This window comes from Mixta tenebrionis, from assembly GCF_006517625.1.
Taxonomy (GTDB): Bacteria; Pseudomonadota; Gammaproteobacteria; order Enterobacterales; family Enterobacteriaceae; genus Mixta; species Mixta tenebrionis.
Genome location: NZ_VHQI01000009.1, coordinates 93,012 through 111,101, shown reverse-complemented (window position 1 = coordinate 111,101; position 18,090 = coordinate 93,012). Strand labels below are relative to the sequence as shown.

The window sequence follows — 18,090 nt, the reverse complement described above, 5'->3', positions numbered from 1 at the left end:
CTTGTATTTACAGCGTCATCATCGTATTGAGTTGCAGAATCGGTTGCAGAATGGCCAGCACGATAAACAGCACGACGGCGGCCATTGAAACCACCAACAGCGGTTCAAACAGGCTGAAAAACAGCGTGACGCGCGCGCCGAAAACGCCCTCCTGGTTATCCGCCGCCCGCAGCAGCATATCGCCCAGCTCGCCGCTGCGTTCGCCTGAGGCGATCATATGGCGCATCATCGGCGGAAACAGCGCGGTCTGTTCCAGCGCCTGTTGCAGGCTGACGCCTTCGCGTACGTGTTCGCACGCTTCGCGCAGCAGGCTGGCGAGATGCAGGTTGTTCAGCACCTGGGCGCTGATATGCATCGCCTGCAGCAGCGGCACGCCGCTGTTGTAAAGAATGCTGAGCGCGCGGGCGTAGCGGGCGCCGTTCAGCTCGCGGATGATGCGTCCGCATAGCGGCAGCCGCAGCAGCAGACGATGCCAGGCAAGCCGCCCGTTCGGCTGACGCAGCAGACGCCGCGCAAGCAGCATCAGGCCCAGCGTCGTCACCGCCAGCCAGGGGCCGCAATGACGAACGCCGTCGCTTAGCGCTATCAGCAGCCGGGTAGTCCAGGGCAGCGCCTGTTTCATATACATAAACTGTTCTGTCACGCGCGGCACTACGACACTGAGCAGGGTTACGATCACGCCGATAGCGACCAGCGTCAGCAGCAGCGGGTAGATTAGCGCCTGCATCAGCTTATGTTTCATCCGCTGGCGCTGTTCGGCGTAGTCCGCCAGCCGCAGCAGCACGCCGTCAAGCTGGCCGGACAGTTCGCCCGCCTCCACCAGCGCGCAGTAGAGCGAGCCGAATACCTGAGGATGCGCGCGCAGCGCGTCCGCCAGCGGAAAGCCTTCCACTACCCGCGCGCGCACGCCTTGCAGGAGCTGTTTTACCCGCTTTTCTTCGCTCTGCTGCGCCACCGCGTGCAGCGACTCATCCAGCGGCAGCCCGGCGCCGGTCAGCGTCGCCAGCTGGCGCATCAGCAGAGCCAGCGAGGAGCCTGAAATCGTTGCGGCCGGAAACAGCGCGCGCGGCCTGACCGCCTGCAGATCTACTGGCAATAGCCCCTGCTCGCGCAGGCATTGTCCCGCCTGGCGCTCGCTGCCTGCGCTAATTCGTCCGCGTCGGGTTTTTCCGCCAGTATCCCTGGCCCGATAGCGAAATTCTGTCATGTCAACTTCTCCGTGTGACGCGCGTAACTTCTTCCAGTGAAGTTATCCCCGCTAAAACCCGTTCCAGTCCGTTTTGATACAGCGTGGCGCCGCCGAGGCGCTGCGTCATGCCCGCCTCATCTTCGCCATGCAGAATGGCGCTACGCAGCGGATCATCCACCAGCAGCAGTTCATGAATCGCCGTTCGTCCGCGATAGCCGGTAAAATTGCAGGCCGGGCAGCCGCCGGGGCGAAAAAACTGGCTGCCGGCGGGCAAGGGTTCCTCCGCGCCGGCGGTTACCGGGCGGCGGCATTGCGGACAGAGCTTGCGCACCAGCCGCTGCGCCATGACGCCCAGCAGCGAAGTCGCCAGTAAAAAGGGTTCGACGCCCATATCCCGCAGGCGGGTAACGGCGCCGGCCGCGCTGTTGGTATGCAGGGTGGATAGGACTACACATCTCTTATGATAAACTCCTGTTAAGTCTATCATGGTAACTTACTAGCTCATGCCAAAAGCAATCTCATACATTCGATTTTCCTCAAGAATTCAGGCATCTGGAGACTCAACCAAACGCCAGAACAAGTACATAAATGAATGGCTCAAGAATAATCCAGACTATCAATTAGATGAGTCGCTCAGGTTTCAAGACCTCGGCATAAGTGGTTACTCTGGCGCTAATGCTAAATCAGGTGCATTTGGTGAATTCTTAGCCGCTGTTGAATCAGGGGTTATTGAGGCGGGTTCAGTGTTGTTAGTTGAATCACTGGACAGGGTAAGCCGTCAAGACATTGACACTGCAAGGGAACGTCTGCGAAAGATTTTGTTAGCTGGTGTTGATGTGGTCACATTGGCGGATAACTCATGGTACAAGAAAGAGAGTCTTAATGACCCTCTCAGCTTGATTAAAGCTGTGCTTATCATGCAACGTGCTAATGAAGAATCTGCCACGAAATCAAAGCGGTTAAGGTCTGCATGGGATGCAAAACGAGAAGAAGCTGCTAAGGGTAAGATAATGTCACGGCGCTGTGTGGCGTGGCTCAGAGTGTCTGATGATATGTCTCACTTTGAGCTAATACCCGATAATGTGAAAGCGGTTCAGCGTGTCTTTCAGCTACGTTTAGAAGGCTTGCCTTTTGTACGAATCGCCAGACAGATGAATGAAGAGGGCTTCTATACTCTAAACCAGCGCAATCCAGTTAAAGGTGCATGGTCTCATACCACTATTAAAGCACTCTTGGATAACCGCTCAGTGATTGGTTTCAAAGTGCCGTCTAATTGTACAGTTACGAAAGGGGTAAAGGAGATACCCAATTATTACCCTGCCGTCATTAGTGAAGAACATTTCTATGCTGTACAGCAGTTAAAACAGGGCGCAGGCCGTAGACCATCATCAGAAAAGCCCTTACTTACTAACCTCTTCAAAGGTGTAATGCGTTGTGCTGAATGTGGCTTTGTGACCATTGTTAACTGTGCAACTGAAAAATGGCATGGGGTCTATAGATGCTCAATGAGATATGAGGGGCGATGTCATGCCAAAAGTATCAACCGTCGATTGGCTGATAAAGCCCTTGTTCAGGGGCTTCTGTATAACACTAACCGTCTTTCCCTCAATCGTGGTAATGGCTCTGCTATAGGCTCTCTTCAAAGTGAGTTAGAACAGCTTCAGAAACAGCGTGAGAGGCTCATTAAGCTGGCTATGCTGGCAGATGATACCGAATCAATGGCAAAGGATTTGAAAGCCCTGAATAGTCAAATTAAGGACGCTGAAAAGGCTGTCTCAGAGGTTCACCAGCGAGAGCAATCAAGCCAGCTTGAGACAATCAGTCATCTTGATTTAACCTTGAAGAAAGACCGGATAGAGGCTCAAATCATTATCAAACGGATAGTGAAAGAGATTCGGCTAAACACCGCTCAAAAGAAGTGTGATGTCTTCTTACACAACGGCTTGAAATTGTTAAATTTCCCACTGGATAGGGTTGTTGATGGTGCGCAATGGCTGGAGATTTTACCGCTAATTGATGGTGATGAATTTGACTTTGAAGGGTTCACTACCAAACCGCGACACTTAGCCTTAGAAGAGGCCCCAAAGTGGGTGAAAGAGATGGAAGAGCAACCTAATCAGCCGTTGTGAAAACTTTGCTTACAAAATCATGATTCAAATGTAAAATCGCAATCAATTAGCTTACAGAAATACCAGAGGTGGCTGTGTCCAATTCGCCAGTACTAGAGTTACAAAACCTTGTGTCTTCAACTGATGGAAGCATTACAGATATGCTTCTAAAAGCAAAATTGATTGCATCCAAACTTGAGTTGGAAGTTTTTGATGATTTCATTAATAAAGAGTTTCTTGGTTACAAATATGCTTTATTAGGTGAGGATAGGAAGAAATTTCCATCTTACAGACAAATACGAGCAACCATTGTCAAACGGGATGAATACTACAATTATGTTGATATTGACATATATAACTGTGAAGACCCATCTTTTTTTAAGACCTTGCTGGAATTAAGATGGGCTTATGTGACACTGAGTATTACTCATCTTGAGTCAGAGTTGTCTTCTGGTGGAACGTTATATCTAAATATTCCAGACTGGCTTTTATGGGATACTCCCATCCCCACCGCAGATTATCAATATTATTTCTGGGAAATTGAATCGGTTAAAATTAAAGAAATTATAAGTGCTATAAAGTTTAATTTACTTGAATGGACATTGAGTTTAGAAAGGCAGGGGATATTAGGTGAGGGGCTGTTGTTCACGCAAAAAGAAATTGATGCGGCTCCCATGACAATTACCAATAACACCAATAATTTTCATGCCCCTGTGAATAATGCCGGTTCAATTGGTGCGGGTAACTCAGGTGATAATCATCAAAATAACTCTATCGTTTCTGGTGACTTTAACTCGCTCAAACAGCAACTCAGGGGATTTGGTGTTCAAGATGACGATATCGGGTTATTGGAGGAAATAACTAAAGAATCACCAGCGCCTTTGTCGCACGATAAGCTTGGTAAAGGAATAGGTGATTGGGCGGGAGCGATGATAGGCAAGGCTTATGCTGGTGAACTTAAGATTTCTGGAGTTTCTGCTCCGGCACTTCTTATAGGTTCGATTTGCAGCTACTTTGGTATTGCATCATGATTTTAAGGATTATCGGTATGTCGTATGGAGTGACTAATGAGTAATTCACCTGTATTAGAATTGCAAGCTCTGGCTGGAGACCCATCTTCAGACATTGTCGCGGTTTTATTAAAAGCTAAGATGATAGCTGTTAAATTAAATTTGAATGACCTTAGTGAATGGCTTGAATATGAAATTGAAGGTTATCCAACAGGTAATGATATTCCAAAGTATCGAGTAGGTCGAGGGATAGTCAAGGCGTTCAATCCTTATCATGGCTGGTTTCCTGTTGATTTTAGTAATGTATCGCCAGATTTCATTGAGAGTGCTTCTGAGTTTAGGATTACCGAATCAATATCGTCAATGAAAAAAGGCGAATCAAAAGATGGTATGCTGCGTATAACAATGCCTCCTAAAATGGTAAATCTCTTATTCGGTTCGCACGATATTCACCCTGAAGTTTGTTGGTTTTTTAGTGCAAACAAACTCAATCATATAGTGACAACCGTAAGAAACAAGATTCTCACATGGTCTCTGGAGTTAGAAAAACAAGGGATTATGGGGGATGGTTTATTATTCACCCAAAAAGAAAAGGATGCAGCACCAATGACAATCACAAATAACAATACGAATAATTTTCACGCTCCTGTAAACAATGCTGGCGCAATTGGAGCAGGTAACAGTGGCGACATCAATCAACAAAACTCTATCTCAGTTGGTGACATTGCATCCCTTGAGCGTGAGCTAAAGAGTCACGGTCTTGATGATAATGATGTTGCTGAATTGAAACAGCTTGTTGAGCAATCACCTAAACCAGCTTCAAAAGAAGAGGTTGAAAAAGGTTTTGGGGCGTGGATTGGTAAGATGACTGGTAAGGCTTTTACAGGTGCGTTAAAGGTCGCTGGTACGGCGGCTCCTGCCGTTCTTACTAACGCAATCTGCTGCTACTTCGGGATCCCTGTTTAACTCTTTTAAGGTCGCTATGGTTAGACGGGATTCCTTTTTGATTTCTGAAATTTCCATAGTGACCCCTTCAATGACTTGTTAATCCTGAAAAGTAGCCGTTTAGATGGCTAAATTAACAGTGAAAAACAGTATTCCCATATGGGGTGAAAACCCCTATCAACACCAGTAATTTCAATAGCTTTAGCCTATTAACTGTTCTTTATTCAGAACAGGCGTTATTCAGTGAATTTAATCCTGTTTAAATTTCTTCTTTGCTCCAAAGTAACCGCCAGCAGTTGAGGCCGCTACATAGGTAATCATAATCTGAATGGTATTGCGGGAAACATCCGACACAAAGTCATCATCAAAGATGCTTATATAGCCATCAGACGTATCAGCCACACGTTGAATCAGGTCAATAAGCAATATGTGATTCAGATATAAAAAGGCCGCTACGTTACAGATGGCAAGCACCCATCCCAACTTGCTTAACTTTTTGCCTTTACACCATAAGTATGAGGTCATCCCGCAACTGAACGAACAATAACCGATGATTGGGGCAATCAATGCCGCTGTATGTAACATGCTCTTACCGTCTATGTTAGGGGCTATCAAGTGGCTTTTAAGATAATTGATTGGTCATTTGGTTACAATCAGCCCTCAGTCGATGCAGTCTCAAAAGGAAGTGGTTTTGATACTCCTGAAAAGAGTCTCGAAAGGTGTGATTAGGTTGTCTCAAAAGGTTGATTTTGATTTTTGATACATATATCATTTTGAGACTGGCTTTTGAGACAACTTTCAGGGAATCACCATAATGTCATCTGTAATCGCTTACGTCCGTGTATCAACTTCTGACCAGACTATTGAGAACCAGAAGAAACAAATCAATGAGGCTGGCTATCAGGTAAACAAGTGGTTCTCTGATGAGGCTGTATCAGGTGGCATTAAGGCAACAGAGCGTAAAGGGTTCGGTGACCTGCTGAACTATGTTCGTGAAGGGGATACGCTGGTAGTTATTGGGATTGACCGCTTAGGCCGTAACACTATTGATGTTCTCTCAACGGTTGAACTTCTTCAGGCCAAAGGAGTGAAGGTTATCAGTCTCCGTGAAGGATTCGACCTGTCTACACCAGTGGGTAAGGCTATGCTCACTATGATGGCTGGATTGGCTTCTTTAGAGAAAGACTTGATAGCAGAGCGCAGAACAGCAGGGATTAAACGTGCTCAGTCTGAGGGTGTTCACTGTGGAAGACCGATTAAAGCAACCTCTGAACAGGTTCAGGAACTTCTTTCACAGGGAATGTCACCAAAGCAGGTGCAGGGTGAGTTACAGATTAGTAAGGCGACTTTCTATCGACTGAACAAGTAACAATTGGATGGTGATTCACAATGCCCCTTCGCTGGGGCTTTTTTATATCTGGCGTTTATCAGGATCCCTGTAACGCATTCTAAGCGGCCTTTATATTAACCTATGGGTTAGGGTTGCCATCATTAAATAATCGCTTAGAAAGCTGCACAGGCTCAGATATGTTCATTTTTTGCCATTGGTACGGAACCTTTGAAAAGGCGCGACTAAGCAGAGAGACTCAGACTATTCAAAATCTTCAAAGGTGCTTTAGATATGTTGAAAGTTTCCGGTGAAGCTGAAATAAAAGTAGGGCTGGATATTTTTTGGAAAAAATATTTCCAGTAAATTCACCTACTATCTTTAAACTACTTTCAGGGATCCTTGTAAGCTGAAAGTAGGTGAAGTTACAAAAGAGGTCTTTAACGGGAGTGCTTGGAATCTTCAGGTATATTTAGCTCTCAATAATTATCTCTAACTATGGTATCGTATCGCTCAATAAATGTAACTATTTTTTCATAATTATCTGTATAAGTGTTAAGCCATCTATCCATTGCATCTTCGATAATATCAATTAAATCAGTGTAATTAAAAAACGTAATTCCCTCATGCTCGCGAGTGGGAGTGCCTTTTGGTGCTATCGAGTAACTAATCCTTTGGGCCTCACCCCTGATTACCTTATGTGAGTTGAGGTTGGTCATGTGAAGTAATGAGTTCCTTAGTTCGTAAAGGTCTTTGGATGTAATACCTAGCTTGGGTAACTCTGAATATTTATCCATCCATTGAACAAATACAGCACTTCTTGGTGGGTTTCCTAATTCAATAAAAGCCATTGTGTCGATGAATGATACGAGTAATTTGAAGCTTGAAAGATAATGCTTGTTATTAAATAGCAAGTGAATCGGGGTGACGTGGTCATCAATTAACAGTTTTTTTATTTTAAAACTATTCCCATCACTGTATTGTTCCAGATAGTCAGGCATAACTTTAACACCCTCCACTTCAGCGTTAGGGTTGTGCTTGCGCCTAAATTGTTCATTAGCGGGTACTGTTGCATCTACTCTTGGTATTCCGTTTACTATTGCTGTAAAAACGTGCAAAGGGCTTTGCGGAGCATTAACGGCTTCAAGTGCAATCTCAAACGGTTGTAAAGAATTTCCTATCCTTGCATTTGCAATAAACCTATCAATTGTTAGCATACCTTTTTCATCCAATGTAAACGGATGTATAGGGTAATGAGTGCATAGCTGTGCATCAGATATAATATTATTTTTTAAAAATTCTAATTTTTCAGCATCCGTTCCCTCGCACTCATGGCACGAGATGCCAACATCCTTTATGTGTTTTCCATCCTCACAAAAATAAAATAGATTGAAGATAACTTCGTTCATTACGCTTCACTCACTGGTTGCTAATGGTATTGAAAGACTAATTCTATATCAATAACACTACAAAATCTCAAGCCGTATTTGAAAATATAGGTTTGGATGAACGAGGGCTTCAGTGTCAGGTGTGCTCATATGGCTTCGCTGTGTAGACAAGCTAAGATTTTGCAAAAAGCAGAGAATCTTTGAAAGGTGAACTGCTGAGTAGGTGGATGTCCGCTGTCTGATGTCGGATATTCTTGATGAATTAGGTGAAGTCTAGATAAAAAACCTCACCTAATTATTAGAAAAATATAAAATCAATAAAAGTCTTCTGGTAAAGAATTACCCCTTCTTCACGTTGTCTTCCTGCCATAACGGTTGGAGGTTACTCAAAGCATTGATAACGGAAATATCTTTTTCACCCATCTTGAGAAAATGTGAAACAGGGATTTTATGGTCGATGTTCCAGCAGCCTTTGCCAATTCCGTAGTTAGCCCAACACATGCCATATGTCCAAAGACTTTCAATATGGAGTTTGAACTCCTTTTCGGTATACAACAGGCGTTTTCTGAGACCTTTGTATGGTAGCCCCATGCGATTGCATGTGGTCATAGCCAGGCATAAATAGCTGTTCTTATCCCGATACCGCTTCAGGCGTTCAAGGCATTTATCCCTATTCGTTTGACGATACCGTCTATTGTGCTCAAGACGCCTTTCCCGATTATCACCAGCCCAACGATTGGAGTTGTCATTATTACATTCAACACAGAAAGAATTACTCGCATAGTGCTTACCCGCACCATGAACTTTACATATGTGTATAAAGGATTTTTCGCCAGCAGCTTTAGCAGCAGCATGTTTAGGAATCGTGAAGTCTTCTGTACCAGTCAGAAAGAGGAATTGATTAGACGGTGATGGTTGAATGACCTTAGCAGGTAAATCGAAAGGTAGGGTGCTCATAACGCTGTTTATCCATGTTCAAAAGTTCATCCATTCCACTAGCAGAAATCACCAGTGAAAGAAAACCCTTGCTGTGTAAGCGTTATGTGCTGCTGTTTCAGGGTGTAGGCAGCGACTGAAACCAATGTTAAGTGATAGCTGTAGGTTGGTCACATTTGGGGTGTGAATCCTTCACCGTTCATCGGTCTGTTATTTGATGATTGCTAATCGGGTGGGCTTACTGGAACCTGTCACAAACTCAACTAAATGAGCCGTTACAGCAGAATTACCACATCGTTTCCGGTGTTTCACTTCCATCTCCTAACAGACTGATTATTCTATCAAAGATGATGGTTTGATGCAATGTAGTCTGAGCTATTCTTTAGCGCTCTCTGAGGGCTTATTAGAGCTGTGAAGGGGAACATGCTATTAAGTATTAAGAGCGCTTCAGAATGACATACAGGGATTCTGATAGGCTATCTGAATAAATACAAGGCGAAAGCCATAGCACCGATAAGCGAAGCAAGGTGAGATTTAAATGATTGGTGATTCAGGAATTTAACTTTCTGTTAAGTGTTATTGATATTCTTTGTAAGTGAATCAATCAAATTTTCATGGCTTTTTGCGTTAGCCATGTTTATTGAAGTGAAACAAAAAGACTCAATCAGTTAACTTAACAGATAACTCTATTTATATCATATTTTCATCAATTTTTCTTAACAAAAAGTGCTAAATATGCATTTTCGCCATCACGCCCACCCCGCCAATAATAACCATTCATCAATTTCTGTAATAACAAAATACCACTGGACAAAAACACAGTTCCGTATGATAATAATACAGTAATGCTCATTTATCAAAATCGGTCAACAGGGTCTTAGATAGATGGGAATAGCCGGAAGGTCACTTTCTCAGGTTTTATCTTGGGGGTGACCTTTCCTGTTTCAGGAGTATTAATATGAATGAAGAAAAGAAAGAAATACTTTATCATCGTAGCTGAAAAGACACATCAATTCTACATGCAGTATAAGAGCCTTTCCGAATTAACAGGAATCACACCTCTCTCTGATTACACCCCGCCTCGTATGATGACTAAAACCAGACGGTACGAAATCATCAAGGCTATCTGCCAGAAACTGAAACCCCTTGACGGAATTTAACATTATGTTAACATTTATATATTGAATTGATTTCCTGACAAATTAATGGCTTTCCTGTGGCATCCTTCCTCGGAGACAGGTTAGCCAACCCTTTACACATTCCAGATTACACTACACGGGTTACGTAAAAAGACGGCCTGTGTGGTGTATTTTTGTATCTGAATTTCACGAGAGCGTTACTAATGACAACCTTGAATAAAGCCGTATCAATTAACCAACCCATCGCAAGTATTAACCATCTGCTACCTTTTGAACAACGTCAGCATATTGAGAAGCTCTATTTCCCGAAGGTTCAACAGGTCACTGACAAGATGTCTAAAGCAGAATCTGAATATCAGGATGCAGTAGAATCGCGCCAGCAATTGATTAATCAGAAAGCTGCCGAATATCAGGCTAATCCTTCAGAACGTCACGGATTCATTGTGAAGCAGGTTTACCCAACGAACCAACAGCAGATTATTGAGTCAATGGCTGATTCTGGCTACATGGTTCACCGCATGGGTATCGGTGTAATTAGTTTCATTCGTGTGCCAAAGAACGCTAAAGATAATCCTCTTCAGGAAATCACTGATAAGGCTACAGCAGAGGCTGAGTCAACTATTGATAAGATGATTGAACGTCTGAAGGTAAAAGCCTCTGAAGCTGTCCACCAGCGTAATAAGATTGTGATTGAGGCCCGTAAGGCTTTAGATTCTGTAAAAGACTTTACCGATTACCTGAACCTGATTGTAACTGATACTGAAGAGGTAAACGAATAATGAGTGTCCCAATGAAAGGGCTGTCCAAACGTGGCAGCTATAATCATCTGACTGACTCAATGCAATTCAAGTATTTTGACGGGCAAATAGAAATCAGTGAAGCAACTTATAAATCACTCTCTTCAGGCAGTAAGCCTAAACCAACTGTGAAACCCTCGAAAGCAATCACCACTTACAAGGTTAAGCCAAAGCCAACAATTGAACAGCAAAGAGATACAGCCCTGAAAGAGGCAATTAGGAAAATGACAGGAGGGCGGTAAATGAATCAACTCTTCAATGCTTATGGTCAGCAAGTACGAGCAAACATAGCTCTGAACCTTCACCCTTTTTATTTGGGGCAACTGGAAAGGCTGGCAAACCGAATCGGTAGCGGGATTAAGTCAGAAGAACAGCGTCTAATACTGGCAATTGGTGAGATGCTACGACAAGTGGAGACTGAACAATGAACCTTTACGCATTCAACCCACTGAAACAAAATGATAAACAAGAGGTGCTTACACCCGTAGCCTTCAATTTGGTCTTATCGCTACCTGAGCAGCTACTGAAAAAGCTGGATAAGGTCGGCTATGAACTGGTTAAGCGTTACGGTATTGCAGGGTGTAGTGATAAGCAGCGGCATCACATCGCTATTGTTCATCTGCTTGAAAAACATACATTGCGATGATGACTTGTACTTCAAAAAATCAGGCACTTTGTACCGTCAGGGTTTAGAAGCAAGACATCACCCCTCACCTCCATAGACGAAATGCAAATTTCACTGAAATCAAAATCTCCCAGCTTTCTCAGATGGTTTTGGACTTTAACTCTTGCCCCCTGTGGGGTATCCGCATGAACCAGAAACTTATAGATAACGCTGCTTTTTGACGTCAACTGAACCCGCGAATCATAAGAGGACATAAGTAATCTCCTGAATGCTACTTGCTTTATCACGATTCACTGTACATAAAACCAGCATAGGAATCAATTGGAACTGTCTGGTAAAGCTCTATGCCATATCCTTGAAGTCGCTTAACATCTATACAAATCGAAGTTAGTGATTAGAGAGTTGTAAATAGCACCAGATGGCCGGTGAGCGAGGCCTGCACGGCGATGGCGGCGGTTTCGCCGTCGCGGATTTCCCCCACCATAACCACATCGGGATCCTGGCGCAGAATCGCGCGCAGCCCACGCGCAAAGGTCATTTCAACCTTGCTGTTGACCTGAGTTTGCCCGATGCCCGGCAGATCGTACTCAACCGGATCTTCTACCGTCAGGATATTGCGCTCTTTGCTGTTGAGCAGGCTCAGCGCGGCGTAGAGCGTGGTGCTTTTGCCTGAGCCGGTGGGGCCGGTAACCAGTATGATGCCGTGCGGCTGCGTCAGCAGCGAGGCGGTTTGCTGGTAGAGCGCCGGCGACATGCCTGACGCCTGCAGATCCAGCGGGGCGCTGTTTTTGTCCAGCAGGCGCAGCACCACGCGCTCCCCGTGGTTGGCGGGCAGGGTGGAGACGCGCACGTCGATGGCGCGCCCGCCGATGCGCAGCGCGATACGTCCATCCTGCGGAATGCGCTTCTCGGCGATATCGAGTTTCGCCATAACCTTGATACGTGATACCAGCAGAGCGGCGAGCCGCCGCTGCGGTTGCAGGATCTCGCGCAGTACGCCGTCGATGCGGAAACGGATGCTGAGATGGCGCTCAAAGGTTTCGATATGAATATCGGACGCGCCCTCTTTAATCGCCTCGCCCAGCATGGCGTTAATCAGGCGAATAATGGGCGCGCCGTCGTCGCTTTCCAGCAGATCGTCCTGCTCTGGCAGCTCTTCCGCCAGGGCGTAAAAACTCATCTCGTTGCCCAGCTCGGCCATGACGCGCTGCACCCGATCGTCTCCCGCCTGCCAGGCGTCCATCAGGCGCTGTTCAAACGCCTCATTTTCCAGCAGCTGAACCTGCAACGGCGCGCCCGCCGCCCTGCGCGCTTCGCTCAGCGCCGCGGACGTGACCGCTTTCCGGCACAGCAGCACCATTCCTTCCGCCTGTCGGCACAGCAGCACGCCATAACGGCGGGAAAAGGCGGCGCTAAGTAAAGGAGCGTTCATCACCTGTCCCTCACGACTTGCTATAAAACAGGGCGATGGCGCTGCGAACGTCGTTGAAACCCCGATCGGCGGCCAGCTCAGGCAGCTGCAGCTGTCGCTGCGGGCTATCCCGCCACAGTTCAGCTTTCGAGGCAGCGACGTCATGACGCTGGAACTGCTGGTATTTGCCCGCTGAGGCGCGGTCGTAGTGCTGCTGATCGCGAATGATGGTGGGGCGGATAAACAGCATCAGGTTGCGTTTTTCACGGCTTTTGCTTTTGTAGCTGAACAGATTACCGAGCAGCGGGATATCGCCCAGCAGCGGCACCTTGCTGACGCTCTCCCTGCTGGTGGTGTTAAGTAAGCCGCCGACCACGACGGTCGCTCCGCTGGAAACCAGTACCGCATTGCTGACGGTGCGCGTATTAAAAACCGCGCCCAGCTCGTTGCCGCGGGCGTTTTCCGCCACGCTCGACACCTCCTGCTCTATCTCCAGCAGCACCGAATCGCCTTCGTTGATTTGCGGGTTGACCTTGAGTTTGACGCCGACGGTTTTTCGTTCGACGGTATTAAAGATGTTATCGCCGGAGGTAGTTTGCGAACCTGACAGCACCGGCACCTCCTGGCCGACGTTGAAGGTGGCCTCTTTATTATCGATAGTGACGATGCTGGGCGTCGCCAGGATATTGTTTTTGCTGTCGCTGGCAAGCGCGGTGAGCAGCATGGCCCAGTTGCCGGAGTAGAAACCGGCGGCGATGCCGTTGAAGGCGCCCAGCGCATCGCTCATGTTGTCGGGAATTTTTCCATCCTGGCGATAGCGATCGGCTCCGGCGACAACGGTGCCGATCGGCAGGCCGGTAGGGGGAAACTGCGTCATTCCGGCGTGGGTATTGCCCCACTGAACGCCGAGATTAAGTCCGTCGGCATTCTGTACCTCAGCGATAATCGCCTCCACCAGCACCTGCGGGCGGCGGATATCGAGGCGGGCAATGACCTGTTCCAGCTCATTCATCACGTCCGGCGTGGCGTTGATAATCAGCGAATTGGTTTGCGGATCGGCTTTTATCACCCCCTCTTTGCTGAATACGCCGCTGCTGCCGGCGTTCTCCTGATTGCCGCCGATGCCCGTCAGCACCTCAACCAGTTTTTCCGCGCTGGCATATTTCAGGTAAATTACGCGGGTGTTGCCGCGGCTGACCTGCGGTTTATCCAGCTGGCGGACCATCGCCGCCAGCCGGCGACGCGCGCGATCGTCGCCGCTGATCAGCACCGCGTTGGTGCGTTCGTCGGCCAGGATACGTCCCGGCGGCGCCGCGTTTTTATTGTTCTCCAGGGCCATCTGCGTGACCAGCCGCGCTACCTCAGCGGCTGAAGCATGCCGGAGCGGCAGGGTTTGTACTTTCTTTCCGCCGGCGTTATCGACCCGTTCGATTATCTGCATCAGGCGATTAATTACCGCGGCGCGCCCGGTAAGCAGCAGCACGTTGGAAGGATCGTAATGCACTACGTTTCCGACGCCGGCATTATCGTTAAGCTGACGCAGCAGCGGCGCCAAATCGCGCGCGGTAACGTTGTGCAGCGGAGCGACGCGAGTCACCACCTCATCGCCGCGCGCCGCGCTGCTGTTGTCAACTACCGGTATAGAGGCGTTTTTGGCGTCTTTCGCTTTTACCACCTTCAGCACGCCGTTATCCATCGGCACGACGGCGAAGCCATACACGTCAAGCACGCTAAGGAAGAACTGATAGTATTGTTCCTCATTCAGCATGTCATAGCTGCGGACGGTAATAGTGCCGCGCACGCCGGGATCGATAATCACCGTTTTATTAAGATTTTTGCTGACGGTATTAATAAATTCATGCACCTCAACGCCCTTAAAGCTTGCTGAAAACTCCGCGGCCTGCAGGGGCAGTACCAGGCAGAGCCCGAAAACCATCAGCCAGCGGCTGCCTCGTCCCATTACGCTTCCTCATCCAGTGCAACCGAAATCTCATAACGCTGGCCGTCGCGCTCGACGGAGACGGTTACCGTTCGTAGCTGCGGCAGCTGCAGTAAAATATGCTGCGCCTGTTGCTTATCGCGCAGATCGGCCCCGTTGATAGCTATCGCCAAATCGCCCGGCTTAAATCCCAGGCTGGCAAAAAGCGCAGATTTGCGTCCCGGATTGATTCTGTAGCCGAGCAGCCTGTCGCCTTCGCGCACCGGCACGACGCTCAGATAATCAGCGATATCGCCAGGGCGCTGTTTTAACTGGCGCGTCAGGCTGGACGACAGCGGTTGGGCTGCCGCCGTTTGCGGCCGACGCGGGTAGCCTAACCAGGTATCGCCTGCGGGTTCCGCTAAGAGCACGCCGTCAGCGGTAATCTGGCGGACAGAGACATTCGCAACAGGCAGCTTATCTCCTGCGCTATAGCTGGCCTGACGTCCCTGATAAAGAATCACCGCCAGCGTTAACCGCGAGTCGTCGCTGACGAGCAGGCCGGTTAACGTCAGAGGCAGCGAGGTGGCCGGCAGTGAGATCGATGCCGTCGCCGCGCTTTGCGCTGCGCTATTTGCCGTACCAAATAATCCCCGCGGAATAACGGGCAAAGCGCGCGCCGCAGACAGGGAATTTATTTCTTCGTCAGGAAACGCCCTGGGCGGAAAAATTAATTGCCAGCTAATTTTCGCCATCAGCCAGCCGGCCAGCGCTATTGCTGTCAAAGTTAATAATTTGGCAATTAATAAAATATCGATCCATCGCCATCTACCGTTTTCCATTATTTTTTCAATTTAGGTTGAAAAGTGAATTTTATTTAATTTGTGATGAATTAATATTTAGTTTGTTTACCATTTTTTCGTACTTGACTGATATCATTTTTAATTATGTGCCTCATTACTTTGTGTTTCTTACGATGTTTTTAACGCATAACCTGTCTTTAAACATAATGGAAATTAATAAATGTGTGGGCATGATCACGCATTGAAAAACTCTTAATTTCAAGGCTTGAAATTAAGTGACATAGTCGAAAAAACAAAAAAACAGCGGGCGCGAAGATTGCGTCATTTTCTTACTTATTCTTTTTTTATCGCACTCTGCCTCATTATCTTTGCAAAATGGAGTTGTCATATGATGTTTAAAAGGAAACCGGCTCTTATATTGAGCGGAATAGTTATTTGCGGCCTGAGCGGATGTGACAACAGCACTGAGCATCCGCCAGAGCAAACCACGCAACAGGCCGAACTGGAGGCGCGCAACGTCGCTCTGCTGACGGTGGATGGGCTTAAGTTCAAGGATTTGAATAAGAACGGCAAGCTTGATAGCTATGAGGACTGGCGTCTTGACAGCGAAACCAGGGCAAAGGCGCTTACCTCATTAATGAGCGTTGAGGAAAAAGCCGGAGCGATGATGCACGGCACCATTACGCTTAATGACGAAGGGCGCGTTGATATCGCCACGACGCACGAAGAGATTAGCCAGGGACTGGTAAACACCTTTATTACCCGGATGGCGGGCAATCCCCGTTATATCTCGGCGGATAACAATAAGTTACAGGAGCTGGCGGAAGAGACGCGCTTAGGGATTCCCATCACTATCAGTACCGATCCGCGCAACCATTTTGTTAACGATCCTAATGCAACCAGCGTGGCGGCAGGCAGTTTCTCCCAGTGGCCGGAAACGCTGGGGCTGGCGGCGATTAACGATGCCGAACTGGTCAAAACCTTTGGTGATATCGCTCGCCAGGAATATCGCGCCGTCGGCATTCATATGGCGCTGTCGCCGCAGGCCGATCTGGCGACGGAACCCCGCTGGGGACGTATCAACGGAACCTTCGGCGAGGATAACCAGATCGCTAAAAGCATGGTGCAGGCCTATATTGAAGGGTTCCAGCACGGCGCTGAAGGCCTGAAGCCAGACAGCGTTATTACGGTAGTCAAACATTTCGCCGGCGGCGGCCCGCAGCTCAGAGGGCTGGATCCGCATAATATTTATGGTAAAGAGCAGGTCTATCCCGGTGACAATCTGGAATATCACCTGGTGCCGTTTGAGGGCGCCTTTGCCGCTAACGTGGCGTCGGTTATGCCCTATTATGGTCAGCCGATCGGCCTGTGGTATCAGGGGCAGCAGATTGAAGAGGTCGGTTTTGGTTTCAACAGGCAGGTATTAACCGATATGCTGCGCGGGCGCTTCGCCTTTAAGGGCGTGATTCTCAGCGACTGGGGCATCCTGGAGGATTGTGTCGGCCAGTGCGCGACGGGCATCAGCGATGAAGAGGTGGCCGCCGGCGTCTCGCCATGGAAAGCCGGCATCGGCATGTCGTGGGGCGTGGAAAATTTGACCCGCCAGCAGCGCGTAGTTAAGGCTATCGAAGCGGGCATAGATCAGTTTGGCGGCACCACTAACGCCAGCGATCTGATAGCCGCTATCAACCAGCAGCAGCTTCCCATCGCGCGTATTGATGAGTCGGTTACCCGTATTTTGCAGCAGAAATTTGAGCTGGGGCTGTTTGAAAAACCCTTTGTTGATGAAGATAAAGCGGTAGAAATCGTTGGCAACAGCGCATTTCAGCAACAAGCGGATGCGGCCCAGCGTCGTTCTCAGGTTTTACTGCAGAATAACCATAACCTGTTGCCGCTGGCCCTGAGCGGTAAAAAAGTCTTTCTGCACAATGTTAACGCCACCGTTGCCGCCCGCTATGGGCTGCAGGTAGTGGAAAACCCTGAGCAGGCGGAGATCGCTATTCTGCGCGTTGATACGCCGCATCAGAATGAACCGCACTATCCGTTCGGCTCGGTTAATTTCGGCCAGCTTGGATTTGAGGATGATGACGATGTGCTGCTGGATGAATTATCCAACGTCTATAGCGGCAGTGAAGATTATCAGCTGATTAAGCAGGTTAACGCGTTAAATATTCCCACCGTTATTGCGCTCTATGTCGATCGTCCCGTTATTCTCAGCAATATTATTGATAAAGCCGATGTGCTGCTGGCGAATTTCGGCGCTTCTGATGAAGCGGTGCTGGACATTATTAGCGGTAAGAGCAAAGCCGAGGGTAAAATGCCGTTTGAGCTGCCTTCCAGCTGGCAGGCGGTGCTGGATCAGAAAGAAGATGTCGCTCATGACAGCGAAGATCCCTTATTTCCCATCGGGGCCGGAATTTTATAAGCCGCAGCTATGGGCCTGAATACAGGCCCATTTTAGTTGCCCGCAGGCCGGCAACCTTTTCTTGCCGCG

At 48.0% G+C, this 18,090-nt stretch carries 15 protein-coding genes and 2 pseudogenes; 9 read left to right on the top strand and 8 right to left on the bottom strand.

Annotation, left to right across the window (positions count from 1 at the left end):
- Positions 1 to 7: 7 nt before the first annotated feature.
- Together gspF and FKM52_RS15305 are read right to left on the bottom strand one after the other, a co-directional pair.
- The gene (gene gspF, locus FKM52_RS15310) at positions 8 to 1,207 is read right to left on the bottom strand and encodes a type II secretion system inner membrane protein GspF (protein ID WP_141177026.1); all 1,200 of its coding nucleotides are present in this window, start codon (positions 1,205 to 1,207) and stop codon (positions 8 to 10) included.
- Between the two features lies 1 nt (position 1,208).
- Positions 1,209 to 1,640 (bottom strand): annotated as a pseudogene (locus FKM52_RS15305) (GspE/PulE family protein); the annotation flags it as partial.
- A 52-nt stretch (positions 1,641 to 1,692) separates the two neighbouring features.
- On the opposite strand from FKM52_RS15305, the gene FKM52_RS15300 reads away from it, so the two are divergent.
- From FKM52_RS15300 to FKM52_RS15290, 3 genes are all read left to right on the top strand, one after another.
- Positions 1,693 to 3,318 (top strand): recombinase family protein, encoded by a 1,626-nt coding sequence (locus tag FKM52_RS15300; protein WP_017144995.1) that lies wholly within the window; start codon positions 1,693 to 1,695, stop codon positions 3,316 to 3,318.
- Between the two features lie 68 nt (positions 3,319 to 3,386).
- Positions 3,387 to 4,328, top strand: a complete 942-nt coding sequence (locus FKM52_RS15295; RefSeq protein WP_141177024.1) for an AbiTii domain-containing protein — start codon at positions 3,387 to 3,389, stop codon at positions 4,326 to 4,328.
- Between the two features lie 36 nt (positions 4,329 to 4,364).
- Positions 4,365 to 5,273, top strand: coding sequence for an AbiTii domain-containing protein (locus FKM52_RS15290; RefSeq protein ID WP_141177023.1), 909 nt, complete (start codon positions 4,365 to 4,367; stop codon positions 5,271 to 5,273).
- Positions 5,274 to 5,501: 228 nt separating this feature from the next.
- Here the strand turns inward: FKM52_RS15290 and FKM52_RS15285 are convergent, their stop codons facing one another.
- Complete coding sequence (locus tag FKM52_RS15285; RefSeq protein ID WP_017144992.1) at positions 5,502 to 5,837, bottom strand: hypothetical protein; 336 nt, start codon at positions 5,835 to 5,837, stop codon at positions 5,502 to 5,504.
- Positions 5,838 to 6,066: 229 nt separating this feature from the next.
- Between FKM52_RS15285 and FKM52_RS15280 the strand changes: the two genes are divergently transcribed.
- The gene (locus FKM52_RS15280) at positions 6,067 to 6,621 is read left to right on the top strand and encodes a recombinase family protein (protein ID WP_017144991.1); all 555 of its coding nucleotides are present in this window, start codon (positions 6,067 to 6,069) and stop codon (positions 6,619 to 6,621) included.
- 437 nt (positions 6,622 to 7,058) lie between these two features.
- Here the strand turns inward: FKM52_RS15280 and FKM52_RS15275 are convergent, their stop codons facing one another.
- A complete protein-coding gene (locus FKM52_RS15275; RefSeq protein WP_017144990.1) occupies positions 7,059 to 7,988 on the bottom strand; it encodes a hypothetical protein in 930 nt (309 codons plus the stop codon).
- Between the two features lie 318 nt (positions 7,989 to 8,306).
- Positions 8,307 to 8,924, bottom strand: a complete 618-nt coding sequence (locus FKM52_RS15270; protein WP_141177022.1) for a hypothetical protein — start codon at positions 8,922 to 8,924, stop codon at positions 8,307 to 8,309.
- Between the two features lie 1,321 nt (positions 8,925 to 10,245).
- Between FKM52_RS15270 and FKM52_RS15260 the strand changes: the two genes are divergently transcribed.
- The 4 genes from FKM52_RS15260 to FKM52_RS15245 are packed head-to-tail and all read left to right on the top strand — an operon-like array spanning position 10,246 to position 11,485.
- On the top strand, positions 10,246 to 10,821 hold the full coding sequence (locus tag FKM52_RS15260) for a hypothetical protein (RefSeq protein WP_246085540.1): 576 nt from the start codon (positions 10,246 to 10,248) through the stop codon (positions 10,819 to 10,821).
- Between the two features lie 11 nt (positions 10,822 to 10,832).
- On the top strand, positions 10,833 to 11,081 hold the full coding sequence (locus tag FKM52_RS15255; RefSeq protein ID WP_017144984.1) for a hypothetical protein: 249 nt from the start codon (positions 10,833 to 10,835) through the stop codon (positions 11,079 to 11,081).
- Positions 11,082 to 11,267 carry a hypothetical protein gene (locus FKM52_RS15250; protein WP_017144983.1) on the top strand — a complete coding sequence of 62 codons (186 nt, stop codon included), beginning with the start codon at positions 11,082 to 11,084 and terminating at the stop codon, positions 11,265 to 11,267. It abuts the gene before it with no gap.
- Positions 11,264 to 11,485, top strand: coding sequence for a hypothetical protein (locus FKM52_RS15245; protein ID WP_017144982.1), 222 nt, complete (start codon positions 11,264 to 11,266; stop codon positions 11,483 to 11,485). The genes FKM52_RS15250 and FKM52_RS15245 overlap by 4 nt, the downstream gene beginning before the upstream one ends.
- Positions 11,486 to 11,867: 382 nt before the next feature.
- Here FKM52_RS15245 and FKM52_RS15235 read toward each other — a convergent pair.
- From FKM52_RS15235 to gspC, 3 genes and pseudogenes are all read right to left on the bottom strand, one after another.
- Positions 11,868 to 12,896, bottom strand: a pseudogene (locus FKM52_RS15235) (GspE/PulE family protein); the annotation flags it as partial.
- A 10-nt stretch (positions 12,897 to 12,906) separates the two neighbouring features.
- On the bottom strand, positions 12,907 to 14,835 hold the full coding sequence (gene gspD / locus FKM52_RS15230; RefSeq protein ID WP_181407945.1) for a type II secretion system secretin GspD: 1,929 nt from the start codon (positions 14,833 to 14,835) through the stop codon (positions 12,907 to 12,909).
- Positions 14,835 to 15,635 (bottom strand): type II secretion system protein GspC, encoded by an 801-nt coding sequence (gspC, locus tag FKM52_RS15225; protein WP_141177020.1) that lies wholly within the window; start codon positions 15,633 to 15,635, stop codon positions 14,835 to 14,837. Before gspC ends, gspD begins: the two co-directional genes overlap by 1 nt.
- A gap of 379 nt (positions 15,636 to 16,014) precedes the next feature.
- Between gspC and FKM52_RS15220 the strand changes: the two genes are divergently transcribed.
- Positions 16,015 to 18,021, top strand: coding sequence for a glycoside hydrolase family 3 protein (locus FKM52_RS15220; RefSeq protein WP_246085539.1), 2,007 nt, complete (start codon positions 16,015 to 16,017; stop codon positions 18,019 to 18,021).
- Positions 18,022 to 18,090: the final 69 nt, after the last annotated feature.